The organism is Actinokineospora alba, assembly GCF_004362515.1.
In the GTDB taxonomy this organism is placed as follows: Bacteria; Actinomycetota; Actinomycetes; order Mycobacteriales; family Pseudonocardiaceae; genus Actinokineospora; species Actinokineospora alba.
The window spans coordinates 1,716,964-1,732,846 of the sequence record NZ_SNXU01000001.1 but is presented as its reverse complement, the minus strand read 5'-3'; the positions used below and the strand labels follow the sequence as shown (position 1 = coordinate 1,732,846).

The following is a 15,883-nucleotide window of genomic DNA, read 5'->3' as shown; positions in this document are numbered from 1 at the left end:
GGAGATCCCGAAGATCCGATCGAGTTCATTCCGCCCCCTCACAGTTCGCTGGGCGTCCAACGCAGAGTAAGCGCACTTCACAAGCCGCGAGAAGTGCTGATCGGCGAACCTGATCGGTCCGACCGAACTCCGGTGACCGCTTAACGTGGGACGGCCGCCGATCGGCGCTATGACGCTCCGTTTTCGATTGAGACGCCTCAGTGTTGTTCGTTGTAAGCGTACGACCACGGAGGGACACGGCAGCGTGGACTTGCTCAGGACGGCACCGCACCCGGGACAGAGTCTGCCCGGCGGGCGGCCCGCTGGGCACCCCAGAGCCGATGTCCTGCACGGATCGGTCGCAGGCAGGCGCGTCTGGCGCGTCAGCTGCGGCGATGTGATCAACCGGGATCGGTCCATCACCGTTCTCGTGGAGAAGAACAAGGTGGTCCTTGTCGGGCCGCCCGGAGAGACCGCGGTGTTGACATCGGGCCAGCTCGGCCAGTTGCGCACCGCACTCAAAGAAGCCGCCGAGCAGGCGGAAAGGTCACGGTGACGTTGAGGTGGACGAGATACTCGGCCAGGTCCTGCGCAGTGCCGTCTGGGAGCGACTGGACATGCTCTCCGAACTGGCCACGCGGGCCGATGCTCCGTCTCTGCTGTCCGTCGCGCGGTCTGAGCTGCCGCGCCTGACGGAGGGCTGGCGTTCGATGCTCAGCGCCCACGAGCCCGACGACCGGGGGAACTGCCCGGTCTGCTCGACTCGCTGGCGCCAGCAGAAGGCCCCGTGCTCGGTGTGGCGCGCGGCGTACGAGCACTTGGTCGCGGGTGGCCTCGCCCCGCAGCCCGCCGCTCGCCACGCGCTCGACCCGGCCTCGCTGCGCCCGCCGCGGAAACTTCCCGCGGGCGTTCGCTAGTAGGCCACGGCCCCGTGCGTCTCCAGGCGCGCGGGGCCCACAGACCCGCGGACCGGTGCTGCTGTACTCCCTCCCCCGACCAGCACCGGTTCGCGGTTCCACTTGTCTCCACTTGTCACTGTCCACAAGCTACCCAGGGGTAGATTTGTGAAATATGTTCCCGATAGTGGGAGGTCGGCGCTCCGAGCCGCTTTATCGGTCGTTGAACGGGCAAGATGTACCGCAGCGACCAGGAGGAGATTCAGTGGCCAGCCCTACCCCACTCCGCCGGCAGCCGGTTCAGCAGCGCAGCGCCAAGCGTGTGGAGAAAATGCTTGAGTCGTGCGCCCAGCTGATCGACGAGCTCGGCTACGACGGGGTCACCACGACCCTGATCGCCGAGCGGGCGGGCGTCGCGGTCGGCTCGCTGTACCAGTTCTTCCCGGACAAGCGGGCGGTCGTGCAGGCGCTGACCCAGCGCAACCTCGACCACTTCATGGCCGAGATCGGCCGCAGGCTCGACGAGGCCCCGCTGGAACGCTGGGGCCAGGCCGCGGACCTCATCTTCGACATCTACGTACAGATGTACCGCGAGGTGCCCGGCTTCAGCCGCATCCGCTTCGGTGACGTGGTCGACCTGCGGCTCATCGACGACCAGCGCGACAACAACACCGTGATCGCGGACAGCATCGCGACGTTCCTCGCCGAACGGTTCGACGTCTCGTTCGACGAGCTGCGGCTGCCGGTCGCGGTGGCGAACGAGATCGCCGACTCGATCCTCAACCTGGCGTTCCGGCGCAAGCTGTTCCCCGAGGACGTCGTCATCGCCGAGGCCAAGCAGGTCGTCCGCGACTACGTCTCAAGCAAAAACTTCGGCTCCTAGCTGTTCCGCCTCCCCGAAATTTTGGGTTTTGGTTCCGACTGGCGACACGCGCCGGTTCGGCGGTCACCGTGGTCAAGTGCCGTCGCGGTCCCCTAAGGCTGCGGTCGGCCGCGGCACGGGTTTGTCCCTAGCCGAAGGACTGGTCCTCGCCGCGGTACGTGGGGACGGTCATGGTCAGCTTGTCGCCGTCGAGCACGTGGTACTCGCTGAACCGTTCGGCCAGCTCACCGGCCTTCGCGTGCCGCATCCACACCCGGTCGCCGACGCGCAGCGAGTCCGCGGCCGGTCCGGTGACCGGGGTCTGCACCTCGCCCGCGCCTTCCATCGACAGCAGCTTCAGGCCTTCGGGCAGGTACGGCCGCGGCAGCCGGGCGCTGTTGGCCGGGCCGGACGCGAGGTAGCCGCCGCCGAGCAGGGTCGCGAAACCAGGTCCGGGCTTGCGGACCACCGGCACCGCGAACAGGACGGCGGGCTGCGGGGTGAACCGGCTGTAGTTGTCGAACAGGGTGGGCCCGATCAGGCCCGATCCCGCGGCGATCTCGGTGACCGACGAGTCGGCCCTGGTCACCTCGATGCTGCCGGTGCCGCCGCCGTTGACGAATTCCAGCTCCTGCACGGCGACGACCGCGCGGACCGCCTTGCCCCGCCGGCGGACGAGTTCTTGCGCCGAACGGCCCTGCATCCAGCGCCGAATGACACCGAGGACCGGGTTTCCGGCGGGCGTATCGCCCAATCCGGCGATCTGACCTTCGTAGCCCATCACCCCGACGAGCCGGAAACCCGGCCGCTTGCTCACGTCGACGGCGAGGTCCGCGGCCTGTTTCGGGGTGAAAACCGGAGACCGGTAGGGCCCGATATGGACGTGGCGGCTGCCCAGCGGACGCCACGAGACGTCGAGTTCGATGCAGACGCGGATCTCCGGGTGGTCCTCACCGAGGGTGGCGTCGATGAAATCCAGGTGGCTGACCGAGTCCACGATGACCGAGATCCGGTCGCGGGCCTTGTCGTCGGCGGCGAGTTCGCGCAGCGCGGCGCGGTCGGCGGTCGGGTAGGCGACCAGGATGTCCGTGTCGGCCAGGTCGGTGCCCGCCCATTCGCGGTTCAGCCAGAGCGCTTCGCGAAGCGCGTAGCTCATGACTCCCTCGAAACCAGGCGTCCGCAGCGCCCGTTCCAGCAGGAACCGGCAGCGCACCGACTTGCTGGCGATCCGGATGGGCCTGCCATCGGCTCGCCGCGCGAGATCGGCGGCGTTGCGGTCGAACGCGTCGAGATCCACGACCGCGACCGGTGGGTCGAGGTGTTCGGTGGCAGCATCGAGCCGCGTTCGTTGACTCTTCAAGGGCACAGCCTCAACCGTACGGTCAAAGTCTTGAAATGTGAAGCCGATTCACTTAACGTTTTCCTCGCTGACTCGACGGCCAGGAGGTCACGCATGACCGGTTCGACCGCACCGCGGGTCGCATGGCGCAACTGGGCGGGCACCGCGTCCGCCGTGGCGAGTGAGGTGCGCAGCCCGCGCGACGTCGCCGAGATCACCGCCGCGGTCAAGTCGGCGGGTGAGTACGGCATGGGGGTTCGCGCGCGCGGGAGCGGCCACTCCTTCACCGCGGTCGGCGCCGCCCACGGGATGGCTCTCGACTTGTCGCGGTGGACCGGCATCGAGTCGGCCGACCTGGACACCGGTGAGGTTGTCGTCCGTTCGGGTACGACGCTGAAAACCCTCAACGCCGAACTCGACCATCTCGGTCTGGCGATGACCAACCTCGGCGACATCGACGCCCAGACGGTGTCGGGCGCGATTTCCACCGGCACGCACGGCACCGGCGCCCGGCTCGGCGGCTTGGCCACCCAGGTGGCGGCGCTCGAGTTGGTCCTGGCCGACGGTTCGGTCGTGTCGTGTTCGGAGTCGGAGCGGCCGGAGCTGTTCGCGGCGGCGCGGGTCGGCCTCGGCGCGCTCGGTGTGATCACCACGGTGACACTGGGGACGGAGCCCGCGTTCGTGTTGTCGGCGCAGGAGCGGCCGGAGCCGCTGGACGCCGTCCTCGAGTCGCTCGATGAGCAGTGCGTGGCCAATGACCATTTCGAGTTCTACTGGTTTCCCTATGGTCAGCAGGCTTTGACCAAGCGGAACAACCGGTTGCCGGCGGGGTCGGTGCCGGAGCCGATGAGCGGGGTGCGGCGGTTCGTCGAGTACGAGGTGGTCGAGAACGCGCTGTTCGGCGCGTTGTGCCGGTTGGGTCGGCGGGTGCCGAGTCTGGTGCGCCCGCTCAACAAGTTGTCGGCGTCGGCGATGTCGGCCCGGGAGTACAGCGACCGGTCGCACCGGGTTTTCGTGACGAGCCGGAAGGTGCGGTTTGTCGAGTCGGAGTACGCCATTCCGCGGGAGGCGTTGAGCGGGGTCCTCGCGGAGCTGCGTGAGCGGGTGCCGTTGCTCAGGGACCCGGTGATGTTCCCGGTCGAGGTGCGGGTGGCGGCGGCGGATGACATCTGGTTGTCGACCGCGTATGGCCGGGATTCGGCGTATCTGGCGATCCACCAGTACCTGGGGATGCCGTATCGGGAGTATTTCGACTTGTTCGAGTCGATCGTCGGCGAGGTCGGCGGGCGCCCGCATTGGGGCAAGATGCATTCGCTTGACGCCGATTCGCTGCGGGCCCGGTATCCGCGCTTCGACGACTTCCTCGGTGTGCGGGACGCGGTCGATCCCGAGCGTCGTTTCCAGAACCCTTATACGGAAAGGGTTCTGGGCCACTGATCGGCTAGACGGTGACGCTTTCCAGGATCGAGTCGTAGGCCAGTTCGCTGATCCAGCGGTAGAGGCCGTCGGTCTCGGGGTAGGCGCGGTCGCAGCGGCCGGGCAGGTCGAGGTCGACTTCGCCGTTGGGTTCGGCGCTGACGATGCCGACGCCGTACGCGCGGGCGCGGGGCAGGCACTTGGCGAGGTAGTCGTGGGTGAGCACAGCCGAGGTGGGCAGGACGACCGCCGCGTCGCCGTAGCGCAGGAACGGCACGGCGTTGGCCAGCCCGGTGCGCCAGTGCCGGGCGACGGCGATCACGCCGACGATGCGGGCGGCGGGTTCGGGGACGCGGCCCGCGAGTTCGGGGAACGCCCAGGTGGCCACGCTGGCCCGGTCGGTGACCGGTTCCTGGCCGAGGCAGATCCGTTCGGCGTGCACGTCGGCCCGGAGTTCGGCCACGAGGCACACGCGGCGCCCGAGGAGGGTCATCTCGGGGAGCACGGTCCCCGCCCAGCCGAGCGCCGGTAGTGCTGCCGCGGCGAGGTCGTCGACGGGAGCGGGCAGCTCGACCGGCGGGGCCAGCTGTGCGGGCATCGCCTTGAGGTTCTCGGTAACCGCGATGCGCCCTGGAATGCCGGTCACGAAACTTCCGCCCTTCTCCTCCACCGTCGCCGCTCGCCGCACAGTGGTCAGCGAATCAACGCGGTGTCGATTGGTACATGTCTGGAGTACCAGGCCGAGACGGGCGATTAAGAGAGTGTGAATGCCCTTGTGCGACCGGCGGCGCTAGGCGGGCGTTAACCGGTCGACCAACGGTAATCAGACTTCGCCCCGACTGTGCCGCCGACCGGGTGACGCCCAAGGTGGACGGCGCAACGCCCCCACCCCAAGTACCCACCCAAACGCCCACAGTGAACAAACCCGCAGCTAGAACCCCGATTCACTTTTACGCACCCACCCACCAAACGGCCCCTTCCCCCACCCCCGAACGCCGCATTTTTGTTTCCCCCACCGCGGCCAACCAAGGCAAGCGAGCAAGGTCGAACCCGACTTCAGAAAGTTGTCCCGACCGATGCGAGCGAAGCGAAGCGCCAACGGGCGACGAAGGGCGAGCGCAGCGAAGCCGAACTCCGGCAGGCCTGGGTCGAGCGGCAGACGCCACCATCGGCTACGAATCCCGATGCGCGCAGCGCGAGCCCCCATCGCCACGGCTCCGATGCGCGCAGCGCGAGCCCCCATCGCCACGGCTCCGATGCGCGCAGCGCGAGCCCCGCTGGTTCAGGCCTGCTGATCGCACCGTGGGGGTCCGGGGGGCTCGGCCCCCCGGAAAGGCACTGACACGCAAAAACGGCGAGCGCTCTCCGCGAGCACTCGCCGTCCATTTGCGTGGGCGAGGGGGGAGTTGAACCCCCACGTCCTTTCGGACACACGGACCTGAACCGTGCGCGTCTGCCATTCCGCCACTCGCCCGAGTGACTGTTCCAGGGACCTTGGTCTCTGGGAACGTGCGGAAGCCTAGCACGCACTCAGAACGGGTTGGCACATACCCGTGTCCTGGCGGGCGCACCCGGATACGATCGCACCAGGAGCACGCACGGGAAGGAGGGTCATGGGCATCGGACAGCGCTTAAACCGCAAGCTCGAGGATGTCGTTGGCAACACCTTCGCGCGTGTCTTCGGTGGCAACGTGGTGCCCCAGGAAGTGGCACAGGCGCTGCAGCGTGAGGGCGAGGACAACGTCCGCGAGTTGGCGGGTGGCAGGCTTTTGGCGCCGAACCACTATGTGGTGCAGCTGGGGCCCGCCGACCACCAGAATTTCGCGGGCGATGAAGATCGCATGAAGTCGCTGTTGGCGGACTGTGTGGCGGAACATCTCGCCGAGCACGGTTGGGACACCTATGGTGACGTCGTAGTCTCCCTGGAGCGCTCCGAAGCACTGCACACCGGACAGTTCCGAACCCGCTCAGCCGTCGACCCTGATGTGAAGCCTCATGTCAGTGGTGCAGGCCATCAGGCAGGCAGACAGCAGGCACAACCCCGCAACGCAGGAGACCCATCCATGAGCCAGCCTCCCGGCTACGGCCAGCCGCCCGAGGGCGACCCGTACGGACAGCAGCAGTACGGGTACGGCCAGGGCCAATACGGCAATGATCCCAACTACGCCCAGGGTTATGGCCAGGCGCCGCAAGGCGGCGCGGGCTACGACCAGGGCTATGGCCAGCAGCAGGGCGGCGGCTACGACCAGGGCTACGGCCAGCAGCCGCAGGGCGGCGCGGGCTACGACCAGGGTTACGGGCAGCAGGCCGGCTATGGCCAGCAGGCAGGTTATGACCAGGGCTACGGCCAGCAGCAGGGCGCGGGTTACGACCAGGGTTACGGGCAGCAGGCGGGCTACGGCCAGCAGGCGGGCTATGACCAGGGTTACGGCCAGGCGCAGCCGCAGGGCTATGGGCAGGACCCGTACGCGCAGCAGGGGTACGCCCCGCCCGCGGTGCAGACCGGTCCGCGCACGCTGTCCGCGAGCCTTCAGCTTGATGACGGCTCCAACCGCAATTACGCCCTGAAGCAGGGTGGCAATGTGGTGGGTCGCGGTCAGGACGCGGATTTCCGGCTGCCGGACACGGGTGTGTCGCGCCGTCATCTGGAGATCACCTGGGACGGTCAGAGCGCCACGCTCGCCGACCTGGGGTCGACGAACGGCACCACGGTCAATGGCACGCCTGTGCAGACCTGGCAGTTGGCGGATGGCGATGTGGTCCGAATCGGGCATTCGTCGCTGGTGTTCCGCACGCAGGGCTGAGCGGTCGATTCGCCGGTCGAGTAAGAGTCGGGTCGGGGCAAGCAACGTTCGAGGTCGACCGGACGTCCTGAGGGCTGTCCAGGGTTTAATCCCCCGGGCAGTCCTCATTGCGATCCACAGCGCGATCCCATCCGGGGTCGCGGCGGTTCGCGGGCGGGTCGGACGCGGCAGAAGCGGGAGCGGTCACAACAAGTGCCAGAGTTGGTTATGCAGCTGACCAGGGCAGGGTTTCTCGCCCTGCTCTGGCTGTTCGTGCTGGCCGCGCTTCGGGTGGTCCGCTCCGATCTTTACGCGGCCTCCGGGCTGCGGGTCGCGGTGCCCGGTTTCCGCCGGTCCGCGGCGGGCAAGGTGCGCGGTAAGGCACCTCGGCAGCTCGTGGTGACTCACGGCGCGCTGTCCGGTACCCGGATCTCGCTGGACGGCAGGCCGATCATGATCGGCCGGGCCGATGATTCGACGTTGGTTCTCGACGATGACTACGCCTCGACCCGGCATGCCAGGCTGTCGATGCGCGGAACGGACTGGTACGTGGAAGACCTGGGCTCGACGAATGGGACGTACCTCGACCGGGCTAAGGTCACCGCACCCCTCCGGGTGCCACTTGGTGTCCCGATCCGTATCGGCAAAACGGTGATCGAGCTGCGCTCATGACCCTTGTTCTTCGCTACGCGGCCCGAAGCGACCGGGGCCTGGTTCGTTCCAACAACCAGGACTCCGTGTACGCGGGTCCCCGCTTGTTGTCCTTGGCCGATGGCATGGGTGGCCATGTGGCGGGCGAGGTGGCCAGCAAGGTCGTCATCGCCGCGCTCGCGCCGCTCGATGACGACGAGCCGGGTGATGATCTTCTCGGCCAGTTGCGTGAGGCGACGTTGGCGGGCAATGGCGCCATCGCCGAGCTTGTCGCGGGCGACCCGGATCTCGACGGCATGGGCACGACCCTGTCCGCGATCCTCTTCGCGGGGAACCGCATCGGGCTGGTCCATGTCGGCGATTCGCGGGTCTACCTGCGGCGCAATGGCCAGTTCACCCAGATCACGCATGACGACACGTTCGTCCAGTCGCTGATCGATGAGGGCCGGATCACCGAGGACGAGGCCGCCACCCATCCGCAGCGTTCGCTGCTGCTCAAGGCGCTGACCGGCCATGAGGTCGAGCCGAGCCTGACGGTGCGCGAGGCCCGCGCGGGCGACCGCTACCTGTTGTGTTCCGACGGCCTGTCGGGCCCGGTGAGCCACGAGACCATGAGCGAGGCCATCGAGATCCCGGATCCGCAGATGTGCGCGGACCGGATGATCGAGCTGGCGCTCAAGGGCGGTGGCCCGGACAACGTCACCGTGATCGTCGCCGACGTGATCGACGTCGACTACGGCGACAACAACCCCATCGTGGGTGGCGCGGCGGGCAACGGCATGGACGAGATGCCGCCCGGCGACTCCCCCGCTTCGCGCGCGGCCACGATCACGGCGCCGAGGCTGCCGCGGGTCGAGGCGCCGCCGGAGCCGCCGGACCCGAGGATCAAGCGCCGCAAGCGCGTGCGGCTGATCCTGGCGAGTCTGTTGGTGCTGCTGCTGCTCGTGGCGGGCGCCATCGCGGCCCGGCTGTGGGTCAACAACCAGTACTTCGTCGGTGAGGGCGAGAACGGCGAGATCGCGATCTTCCAGGGTGTGCGCGGCAGCGTGCTGGGGTTGTCGCTCAACAGCCAGCGTGAGGGCTCGTGCGACCCGGCCACGGCGGCGACGTGCGACAAGTTCTACGTCGACGACCTGGAGCAGTTCGGCAAGGACGAGGTCCGCTCGGGCAGCATCACGTTCGACAACATCGTCGGGGCGCGCGAGTTCGTCCGCGAGCTGCGCAGCAAGTTCGGCCTGCCCGACTGCGCCGACCTGGCGAAGACCACGACCACGCAGCCGCCGCCCACGACTCAGCCCGCCCAGCCGACGGGCGCGCCGACCGAGCCGAACGTGGCCACGTCGAACATCGCTCCGCCCACCACGACGACCGCTGGTCCTACTGGTCAAGTCACCCCGGAACCGGGTGTGAACTGCCGCAAGCCGCGCGACGAGGACAAGGGCGGCGGCTGATGGGATCACCGGTCCAGGGCGCGGTTGGTCCGGCGGCCGGGCTGAGCGGCGTCGGGCCCGACGGTGCGGCGCCGACGCGCCGGGGGACCGAGCTGCTGTTGCTCGGGTTCGCCGCGTTCGTCGTCTCCGCGGCGCTCATGCTCGTCGAGGCGAACCAGAATGAGCAGCTCACGCTGCGCATCGTCTGGTACGGGCTCGCGTTCCTGGCCCTGTTCGGCGCCGCGCACTGGGCTGTGCGCAAATACGCGCCCTACGCCGATCCGCTGATCCTGCCGTGTGTGGCGCTGCTCAACGGCCTCGGCCTGGTGATGATCTACCGGATCGACCTGGCGCTGACCGAGAAGGCGCTGCGGGCGGGCGAGGAGATCAACAACGACGTCCCGAAGCAGATCCTGTGGACCGCGCTGGCGTTGGTGTTGTTCCTGGCGGTGCTCATCGTGATCCGGGACCACCGGACGCTGACGAAGTACAACTACACGTTCGGCCTGGCCGGGCTGTTCCTGCTGGCGCTGCCCGCCGTGCTGCCGAACGCGATCGCGCCGACGATCAACGGCGCGAAGATCTGGCTGCGGTTCGGTCCGTTCTCCATCCAGCCGGGTGAGTTCGCCAAGATCCTCTTATTGATCTTCTTCGCCGCGTTCCTGGTCTCCAAGCGCGACCTGTTCATGGTCGCCGGGCGCCGGGTGCTCGGCGTCGACCTGCCGCGGGCACGCGACCTCGGGCCGATTCTGTTCGCCTGGGGCGTCTCGCTCGCGGTCTTGGTGTTCCAGAAGGACCTCGGCACGTCCCTGCTGTTCTTCGGCACGATCCTGGTGATGCTCTACGTCGCCACCGAGCGCGGCATCTGGGTCGTGGTCGGGCTGACGCTGTTCGTCGGCGGCTGCTTCGTCGCCTACCAGCTCTTCACCCACGTCCAGCAGCGCGTGGCCAACTGGTTCGACCCGCTGAGCACCTACGCCGACGCGGGCGGCGGCTACCAGATCGCGCAGGCGCTGTTCGGCCTCGGCACCGGCGGCGTCGGCGGCACCGGGCTCGGCGCGGGCCGCCCGGAACTGGTCCCGCTGGCCAACACCGACTTCATCGCCGCCGCGATCGGCGAGGAACTGGGCTTCATCGGCCTGGCCGCGCTGCTGATGGTCTACACACTGCTCGCGATGCGCGGCATGCGCAGCGCGCTGGCCGTGCGCGACACCTTCGGCAAGCTGCTCGGCGGCGGCCTGTCGTTCCTGCTGGTCATGCAGGTGTTCGTGGTCGTCGGCGGGGTCACCAAGCTGATCCCGATGACCGGTATCACCGCGCCCTTCCTGTCCTACGGCGGTTCGTCGCTGCTGGCCAACTACGTGCTCGTCGCGCTGCTGCTGCGGATCTCCGACGCCGCGCGCCGCCCGCAGACCGGCGTGCGGCCGCGTCCGGTGGCGCAGGTGCCGATCGCCGAGGACCGCACGGTGATGGTGGAACGACCCCCGACGGAGCGGCCGACATGAACACACCGCTGCGCCGAGTCGGCCTGGCCATGCTCTGCATGATCGTCCTGCTGCTGGCGAACGCCACCTACATCCAGATCATCAAGGCCGACGACTACCGCAAGGACTCGCGCAACCAGCGGGTCCTGCTGGAGGAGTACTCGCGCGAGCGCGGCAAGATCCTCGCCCGCTCGTCCAACAACCAGATCCAGGTGCTCGCCACCGTGCAGCCGACGAACAACCGGCTGCGGTACCTGCGCCAGTACACCAACGGGCCGCTGTACGCGCCGGTCACCGGGTTCTACTCGACGCGCTACGGCGCGGGCGGGCTGGAGCGGGCCGAGGACGAGATCCTCAACGGCTCCGACGACCGGCTGTTCGTGCGCAGGCTCTCGGACCTGATCACCGGCCGCGACCCGCGCGGCGGCAACATCGAGCTGACGATCAACCCGGCCACCCAGCTCGCCGCCTACCAGGCGATGGAGAAGCAGGGCTTCGCGGGCTCGGTGGTCGCGCTGAACCCGAAGACCGGCGAGGTCCTCGCGATGGTCAGCACCCCGTCCTACGACCCGAACCCGCTCTCGGCGCACAACGGCGCCGCGCAGGAGAAGGCGTGGCGGGAGTACAACGCCGACAAGCGCAAGCCCATGCTCAACCGGGCGATCGCCGAGACCTACGCGCCCGGCTCGACATTCAAGCTGGTCGTCGCCGCGGCCGCGCTCGAGGACGGCAAGACCAAGGACGACCAGGTCACCGCCACCGACCGGATCGGCGTCGGCGGCTCCGAACTGCGCAACTACAACCGCGGCTTCTGCAACGGCAGCCAGACCACGGTCACCATGGAGACCGCCCTGTCGCTGTCGTGCAACACCGCGTTCGCCCAGCTCGCCCACGACCTCGACGAGAAGCTGCCCGAGCAGGCCGCGAAGTTCGGCGTCGGCGAGAACGACCTGCGGGTCCCGATGAAGGTCACGCAGTCGTGCGTCGGTCCCGCCGCGGGCGATCAGTGCATGACGATCAGCGACCCCAACGCGCTCTACCAGAGCGGAATCGGCCAGCGCGACGTCCGGCTCACCCCGCTGCAGAACGCGCAGATCGTCGCCACCATCGCCAACGGCGGCGAGCGGATGAAGCCGCAGCTGGTGAAGTCGGTGCTGGCCCCCGACCTGTCGGAGATCGCCAAGCTCGACGAGGACAGCCTGGGGCGGGCGATGTCGCGCTCCAGCGCCGACCAACTGCGCGACATGATGGTCGCCTCCGAGGCGAAGACCGGTGGCGACGGCAAGACCAACGGCCTGACCATCGCGTCGAAGACCGGCACCGCCGAGACCGGCAACGACCCGAAGAACACCCCGCCGTTCGCCTGGTACGTGGCGTTCGCCCCGGCCGAAGACCCGAAGATCGCCGTGGCGGTGCTCGTCGAGAGCCGCGACGTCGCGGCGACCGGTGGCAAGCTCTCGGCGGCCGTCGGCCGCGCGACGATCAACGCTTTCCTCGCCGGGGGGAGCTGACGTGCTGACCTCCGGCCTACTCCTCGCCGACCGCTACCGGCTCAGCAGCCGCATCGCGGTCGGCGGCATGGGCGAGGTCTGGGAAGCCGCCGACACCCGGCTCGACCGCAAGGTCGCGGTCAAGGTGCTCAAGCCGGAGCTTTCCGGCGACGCCGAGTTCCTGCACCGCTTCCGCACCGAGGCCCGGACCACCGCGTCGATCAACCACCCGGGCATCGCCGCGGTGCACGACTACGGCGAGACGGCCGCGATCGTCGACGGCCCGCAGGACACCGCGTACCTGGTGATGGAACTCGTCGAGGGCGACCCGCTGGCCGCGATCCTGGCCAAGGAGGGCCGGATCGGCGCCGAGCGGACGCTCGACATCCTCGAACAGGCAGGCCAGGCGCTGCAGGCGGCCCACGAGCGCGGGTACGTCCACCGCGACGTGAAGCCGGGCAACATCCTGATCACCCCGACCGGCACGGTGAAGCTGACCGACTTCGGCATCGCCAAGGCCGCGGACGCGGCACCGGTCACCCGGTCCGGCATGGTCATGGGCACCGCCCACTACATCGCCCCGGAGCAGGCTTTAGGACACGAAGCCGAGCCCGCCAGCGACGTCTACTCCCTCGCCGTGGTCGGCTACGAATGCCTCACCGGGCGCAGGCCGTTCCTGTCGGAGAACGCGGTGACGGTCGCGATGATGCACATCCGCGACATGCCGCCGCCGCTGCCGCCGGACGTCCCGCCGGGCACCCGCGCGGTCATCGAGGCGACGCTGGTGAAGGACCCGAGGCAGCGCTACAGCAACGGCGGCGAGTTCGCCAACGCCGTCGCCGCGGTGCGCGCGGGCCACCCGCTGCCCGCGCCGACCGGGCTGGCGATGGCCGCGCACCGGATGGGTCCGCCCAGCGGTCCGGGGACGCATCCCGGGATGATGCCCGTCCGACCGCCGGGCCCGCCGTCGGGCGCGTTCCCGATGCGCATCCCGCCGCGTCAGCCGATCCGGGAGAGCCGGACCGGGCTGTGGATCACGATCGTGGTGCTCGCCGTGGCGCTGATCGCCGCGCTGGCGTTCCTGCTGCCCGCGCTCTTCGCGTCGGAAGGCTCGAACGAGCGGCCGAACGGCGACACCAAATCCGAGACTGCCGAGACCACGGGCAAACAGCCCGACAGTCGGCCAGGTAGCGGTCCCACGTCGATCTCACCGAAACCGTCCGACGCGGGTACCGAAAGTGAGATCGTGACGGTCATTCCGACTCGGTACATCCACCGGCCTGCCTCGGACGTCGCCGCTGAACTGGAGCGCGACGGCCTTCGGTCGACCGTGGTCACCGACTCGGATGTCCCGCCGGAAGACCCAGCGGCCTGTTCGGTGACGGAGATCACGCCGATCGGGAAACTGCAACGCGGCGACCGCATCACAATCGTGTGCCGGCCGCAGCAGAGTCCACCGAGGTGAGCAGGATGAACGAGCCAGACAGCGAACAGCCGGCTCGGAGGCAGACAGCAGGCATGATGGGACAGGAATTGACTAGGAGCGGGACGACGCACCGATGACCACACCGCGACTGCTCTCCAACCGCTACGAGATCGGCGAGACTCTCGGGTACGGCGGCATGTCCGAGGTCCACCGCGGCCGGGACGTCCGACTGGGACGCGAGGTCGCCGTGAAGGTGCTGCGCGCGGACCTGGCCAGGGATCCGCAGTTCCAGGAGCGGTTCCGCCGCGAGGCCCAGAACGCCGCCGCGCTGAACCACCCCGCGATCGTCGCCGTGTATGACACCGGCGAGACCAGGATCGAAACCGGTCCTCTCCCCTACATCGTCATGGAGTACGTCGACGGACGAACCCTGCGCGACATCGTCAAGTCAGAGGGACCGCTCTCGGGCCAGCGGGCGATGGAGATCATGGCCGACGTCTGCGCGGCGCTGGACTTCAGCCACCGGCACGGCATCGTGCACCGCGACGTCAAGCCGGCCAACGCGATGATCACCAAGTCCGGCGCGGTCAAGGTGATGGACTTCGGCATCGCCCGCGCCGTCGCCGACGGCCAGGTCGCGGTCACCCAGACCGCCGCGGTGATCGGCACCGCGCAGTACCTGTCCCCCGAACAGGCGCGCGGCGAGTCGGTCGACGCCCGCAGCGACGTCTACGCCGCGGGCTGTGTGCTGTTCGAGCTGCTCACCGGTGAGCCGCCCTTCACCGGCGACTCGCCGGTCGCGGTGGCCTACCAGCACGTGCGTGAGGACCCCCGGTCGCCGTCGCAGGTCAACCCCCGGGTCAGCCCGCAGCTCGACGCGATCGTCCTCAAGGCGATGTCGAAGGGACCGGCCAACCGCTACCAGTCGGCCGCCGAGATGCGCACCGACATCGTCCGGGTGCTGTCCGGCCAGCGGCCGTCGGCGCCGATGGTGATGACCGACGAGGACCGCACCGCGGTGCTCGGCGCGACCCGTCAGTCCGACACCCGCGGCCGCCACCGCCCTGAGGCCCTCTCCGACGACTACGACGACTACGACCGGTTCGCTGACGACGAGGAAGACCGCAGACGCAAGCAGCGCAAGACCTGGATGATCATCCTGGTGGGCCTGCTCGTCGCCGGGCTCGCCGGGCTCATCTTCTGGCTGATGTCGGAGAAGGGCGGACCGCCCGCCGGGGCCGAGACGTTCCCCATGCCCGACGTCACCAACCAGATCGAGTCACAGGCGATCCAGACCCTCGACGAGAAGGGTCTGAAGATCAACCGCACGGTCGTCCCCTGCCAGCCTGCGCCGGACGGCAGTCCCACCTGCGGGCCGGACAGCATCGGCAAGGTGATCGGGACTGATCCGACGCCAGGCTCCACGGTCCGCAAGGGCGACACGGTGATGCTCCGCGTCGGTGGCACCCCCGGCAAGGTCACGGTGCCCGACCTGACCGGCAAGACCAAGGAAGAGGCGACCGCGGAGCTGCAGAAGCTGCAGCTGCAGGTCTCCGGCGTCGAGGAGGAGTCGACCGACGACCCGGCCGCGGTCGGCAAGGTCACCGGCCAGACCCCGACCGGTGGCCAGAGCGTCAACGTCGGCACCCAGGTCAAGCTGACGATCGGCAAGGCACCGGAGTCCGTCGAGGTGCCGAACCTGATCGACCAGGACTACGAGACCGCGGCGGCGAACCTGACGAAGCTGGGCTTCAAGCCGCAGCGCAAGGACGTCTCGTCCGAAAAACCCGCGGGCACGGTCGTCAACCAGTCGCCGAAGAGCGGCAAGTTGAAGCCCGGGTCGACGGTGACCCTGGAGGTGTCCAACGGCGACCAGGTCTCCATCGAGATGCCCGACCTGGAGGGCAAGACGCCGACGGAGGCCGACCAGATCCTCAAGGCCTTGGGCTGGACCGGCACGCTCAACGTCAACGAGACGCTGACCAACGACGAGGACAAGGTCGGCAAGATCATCGACCAGCGGCCGAACAACGGTCAGAAGCTGGACAAGAACGCCACGGTGAACCTGCTGGTCGGGCGCAAGCCCGGCGTGGGGATCCCGACGTCCTAGTGGCTCAACGAGAACGG

At 68.6% G+C, this 15,883-nt stretch carries 13 protein-coding genes and 1 tRNA gene; 11 read left to right on the top strand and 3 right to left on the bottom strand.

Annotated features, from left to right (window positions below):
* Positions 1 to 283: 283 nt before the first annotated feature.
* The 3 genes from C8E96_RS08275 (at position 284) to C8E96_RS08265 (ending at position 1,758) form a co-directional block, all read left to right on the top strand.
* Complete coding sequence (locus C8E96_RS08275) at positions 284 to 535, top strand: hypothetical protein (protein WP_228772108.1); 252 nt, start codon at positions 284 to 286, stop codon at positions 533 to 535.
* A gap of 7 nt (positions 536 to 542) precedes the next feature.
* Entirely contained in the window at positions 543 to 896 is a 354-nt protein-coding gene (locus C8E96_RS08270; protein ID WP_091383683.1) for a hypothetical protein, read from the top strand.
* A gap of 310 nt (positions 897 to 1,206) precedes the next feature.
* The gene (locus tag C8E96_RS08265) at positions 1,207 to 1,758 is read left to right on the top strand and encodes a TetR/AcrR family transcriptional regulator (protein WP_091383684.1); all 552 of its coding nucleotides are present in this window, start codon (positions 1,207 to 1,209) and stop codon (positions 1,756 to 1,758) included.
* Between the two features lie 127 nt (positions 1,759 to 1,885).
* On the opposite strand, the gene C8E96_RS08260 is transcribed toward C8E96_RS08265, so the two are convergent.
* Positions 1,886 to 3,097, bottom strand: a complete 1,212-nt coding sequence (locus C8E96_RS08260; protein ID WP_091383685.1) for an amino acid deaminase/aldolase — start codon at positions 3,095 to 3,097, stop codon at positions 1,886 to 1,888.
* 93 nt (positions 3,098 to 3,190) lie between these two features.
* Here C8E96_RS08260 and C8E96_RS08255 point away from each other — a divergent pair, with 93 nt between their 5' ends.
* Complete coding sequence (locus C8E96_RS08255) at positions 3,191 to 4,513, top strand: D-arabinono-1,4-lactone oxidase (RefSeq protein WP_091383686.1); 1,323 nt, start codon at positions 3,191 to 3,193, stop codon at positions 4,511 to 4,513.
* 4 nt (positions 4,514 to 4,517) lie between these two features.
* Here the strand turns inward: C8E96_RS08255 and C8E96_RS08250 are convergent, their stop codons facing one another.
* Both C8E96_RS08250 and C8E96_RS08245 read right to left on the bottom strand, forming a co-directional pair.
* Positions 4,518 to 5,090: a hypothetical protein gene (locus C8E96_RS08250; RefSeq protein ID WP_407642670.1), complete on the bottom strand. Its 573-nt coding sequence runs from the start codon at positions 5,088 to 5,090 to the stop codon at positions 4,518 to 4,520.
* A 793-nt stretch (positions 5,091 to 5,883) separates the two neighbouring features.
* A tRNA-Leu gene (locus C8E96_RS08245) sits at positions 5,884 to 5,966 on the bottom strand.
* Positions 5,967 to 6,105: 139 nt separating this feature from the next.
* Here C8E96_RS08245 and C8E96_RS08240 point away from each other — a divergent pair.
* The 7 genes from C8E96_RS08240 (at position 6,106) to pknB (ending at position 15,866) form a co-directional block, all read left to right on the top strand.
* Positions 6,106 to 7,296, top strand: a complete 1,191-nt coding sequence (locus C8E96_RS08240) for a DUF3662 and FHA domain-containing protein (protein WP_091383687.1) — start codon at positions 6,106 to 6,108, stop codon at positions 7,294 to 7,296.
* Between the two features lie 192 nt (positions 7,297 to 7,488).
* The gene (locus C8E96_RS08235) at positions 7,489 to 7,947 is read left to right on the top strand and encodes an FHA domain-containing protein FhaB/FipA (RefSeq protein WP_091383688.1); all 459 of its coding nucleotides are present in this window, start codon (positions 7,489 to 7,491) and stop codon (positions 7,945 to 7,947) included.
* Positions 7,944 to 9,377: a PP2C family protein-serine/threonine phosphatase gene (locus C8E96_RS08230; RefSeq protein ID WP_091383689.1), complete on the top strand. Its 1,434-nt coding sequence runs from the start codon at positions 7,944 to 7,946 to the stop codon at positions 9,375 to 9,377. The genes C8E96_RS08235 and C8E96_RS08230 overlap by 4 nt, the downstream gene beginning before the upstream one ends.
* Positions 9,377 to 10,861, top strand: a complete 1,485-nt coding sequence (locus tag C8E96_RS08225; protein ID WP_091383690.1) for an FtsW/RodA/SpoVE family cell cycle protein — start codon at positions 9,377 to 9,379, stop codon at positions 10,859 to 10,861. The genes C8E96_RS08230 and C8E96_RS08225 overlap by 1 nt, the downstream gene beginning before the upstream one ends.
* Positions 10,858 to 12,351, top strand: coding sequence for a peptidoglycan D,D-transpeptidase FtsI family protein (locus C8E96_RS08220; protein WP_091383691.1), 1,494 nt, complete (start codon positions 10,858 to 10,860; stop codon positions 12,349 to 12,351). The genes C8E96_RS08225 and C8E96_RS08220 overlap by 4 nt, the downstream gene beginning before the upstream one ends.
* A gap of 1 nt (position 12,352) precedes the next feature.
* Positions 12,353 to 13,795 (top strand): serine/threonine-protein kinase, encoded by a 1,443-nt coding sequence (locus C8E96_RS08215; RefSeq protein WP_091383692.1) that lies wholly within the window; start codon positions 12,353 to 12,355, stop codon positions 13,793 to 13,795.
* Positions 13,796 to 13,889: 94 nt separating this feature from the next.
* Complete coding sequence (pknB, locus tag C8E96_RS08210) at positions 13,890 to 15,866, top strand: Stk1 family PASTA domain-containing Ser/Thr kinase (RefSeq protein ID WP_091383693.1); 1,977 nt, start codon at positions 13,890 to 13,892, stop codon at positions 15,864 to 15,866.
* Positions 15,867 to 15,883: the final 17 nt, after the last annotated feature.

Excerpts from the sequence above, each read along its gene's own strand:
- C8E96_RS08265 (WP_091383684.1), top strand. The coding sequence starts at position 1,207 with ATGCTTGAGTCGTGCGCCCAGCTGATCGACGAGCTCGGCTACGACGGG.
- C8E96_RS08255 (WP_091383686.1), top strand. The coding sequence starts at position 3,191 with ATGACCGGTTCGACCGCACCGCGGGTCGCATGGCGCAACTGGGCGGGC.
- C8E96_RS08250 (WP_407642670.1), bottom strand. The coding sequence starts at position 5,090 with ATGCCCGCACAGCTGGCCCCGCCGGTCGAGCTGCCCGCTCCCGTCGAC.
- C8E96_RS08240 (WP_091383687.1), top strand. The coding sequence starts at position 6,106 with ATGGGCATCGGACAGCGCTTAAACCGCAAGCTCGAGGATGTCGTTGGC.
- C8E96_RS08230 (WP_091383689.1), top strand. The coding sequence starts at position 7,944 with ATGACCCTTGTTCTTCGCTACGCGGCCCGAAGCGACCGGGGCCTGGTT.
- C8E96_RS08225 (WP_091383690.1), top strand. The coding sequence starts at position 9,377 with ATGGGATCACCGGTCCAGGGCGCGGTTGGTCCGGCGGCCGGGCTGAGC.
- C8E96_RS08220 (WP_091383691.1), top strand. The coding sequence starts at position 10,858 with ATGAACACACCGCTGCGCCGAGTCGGCCTGGCCATGCTCTGCATGATC.
- pknB (WP_091383693.1), top strand. The coding sequence starts at position 13,890 with ATGACCACACCGCGACTGCTCTCCAACCGCTACGAGATCGGCGAGACT.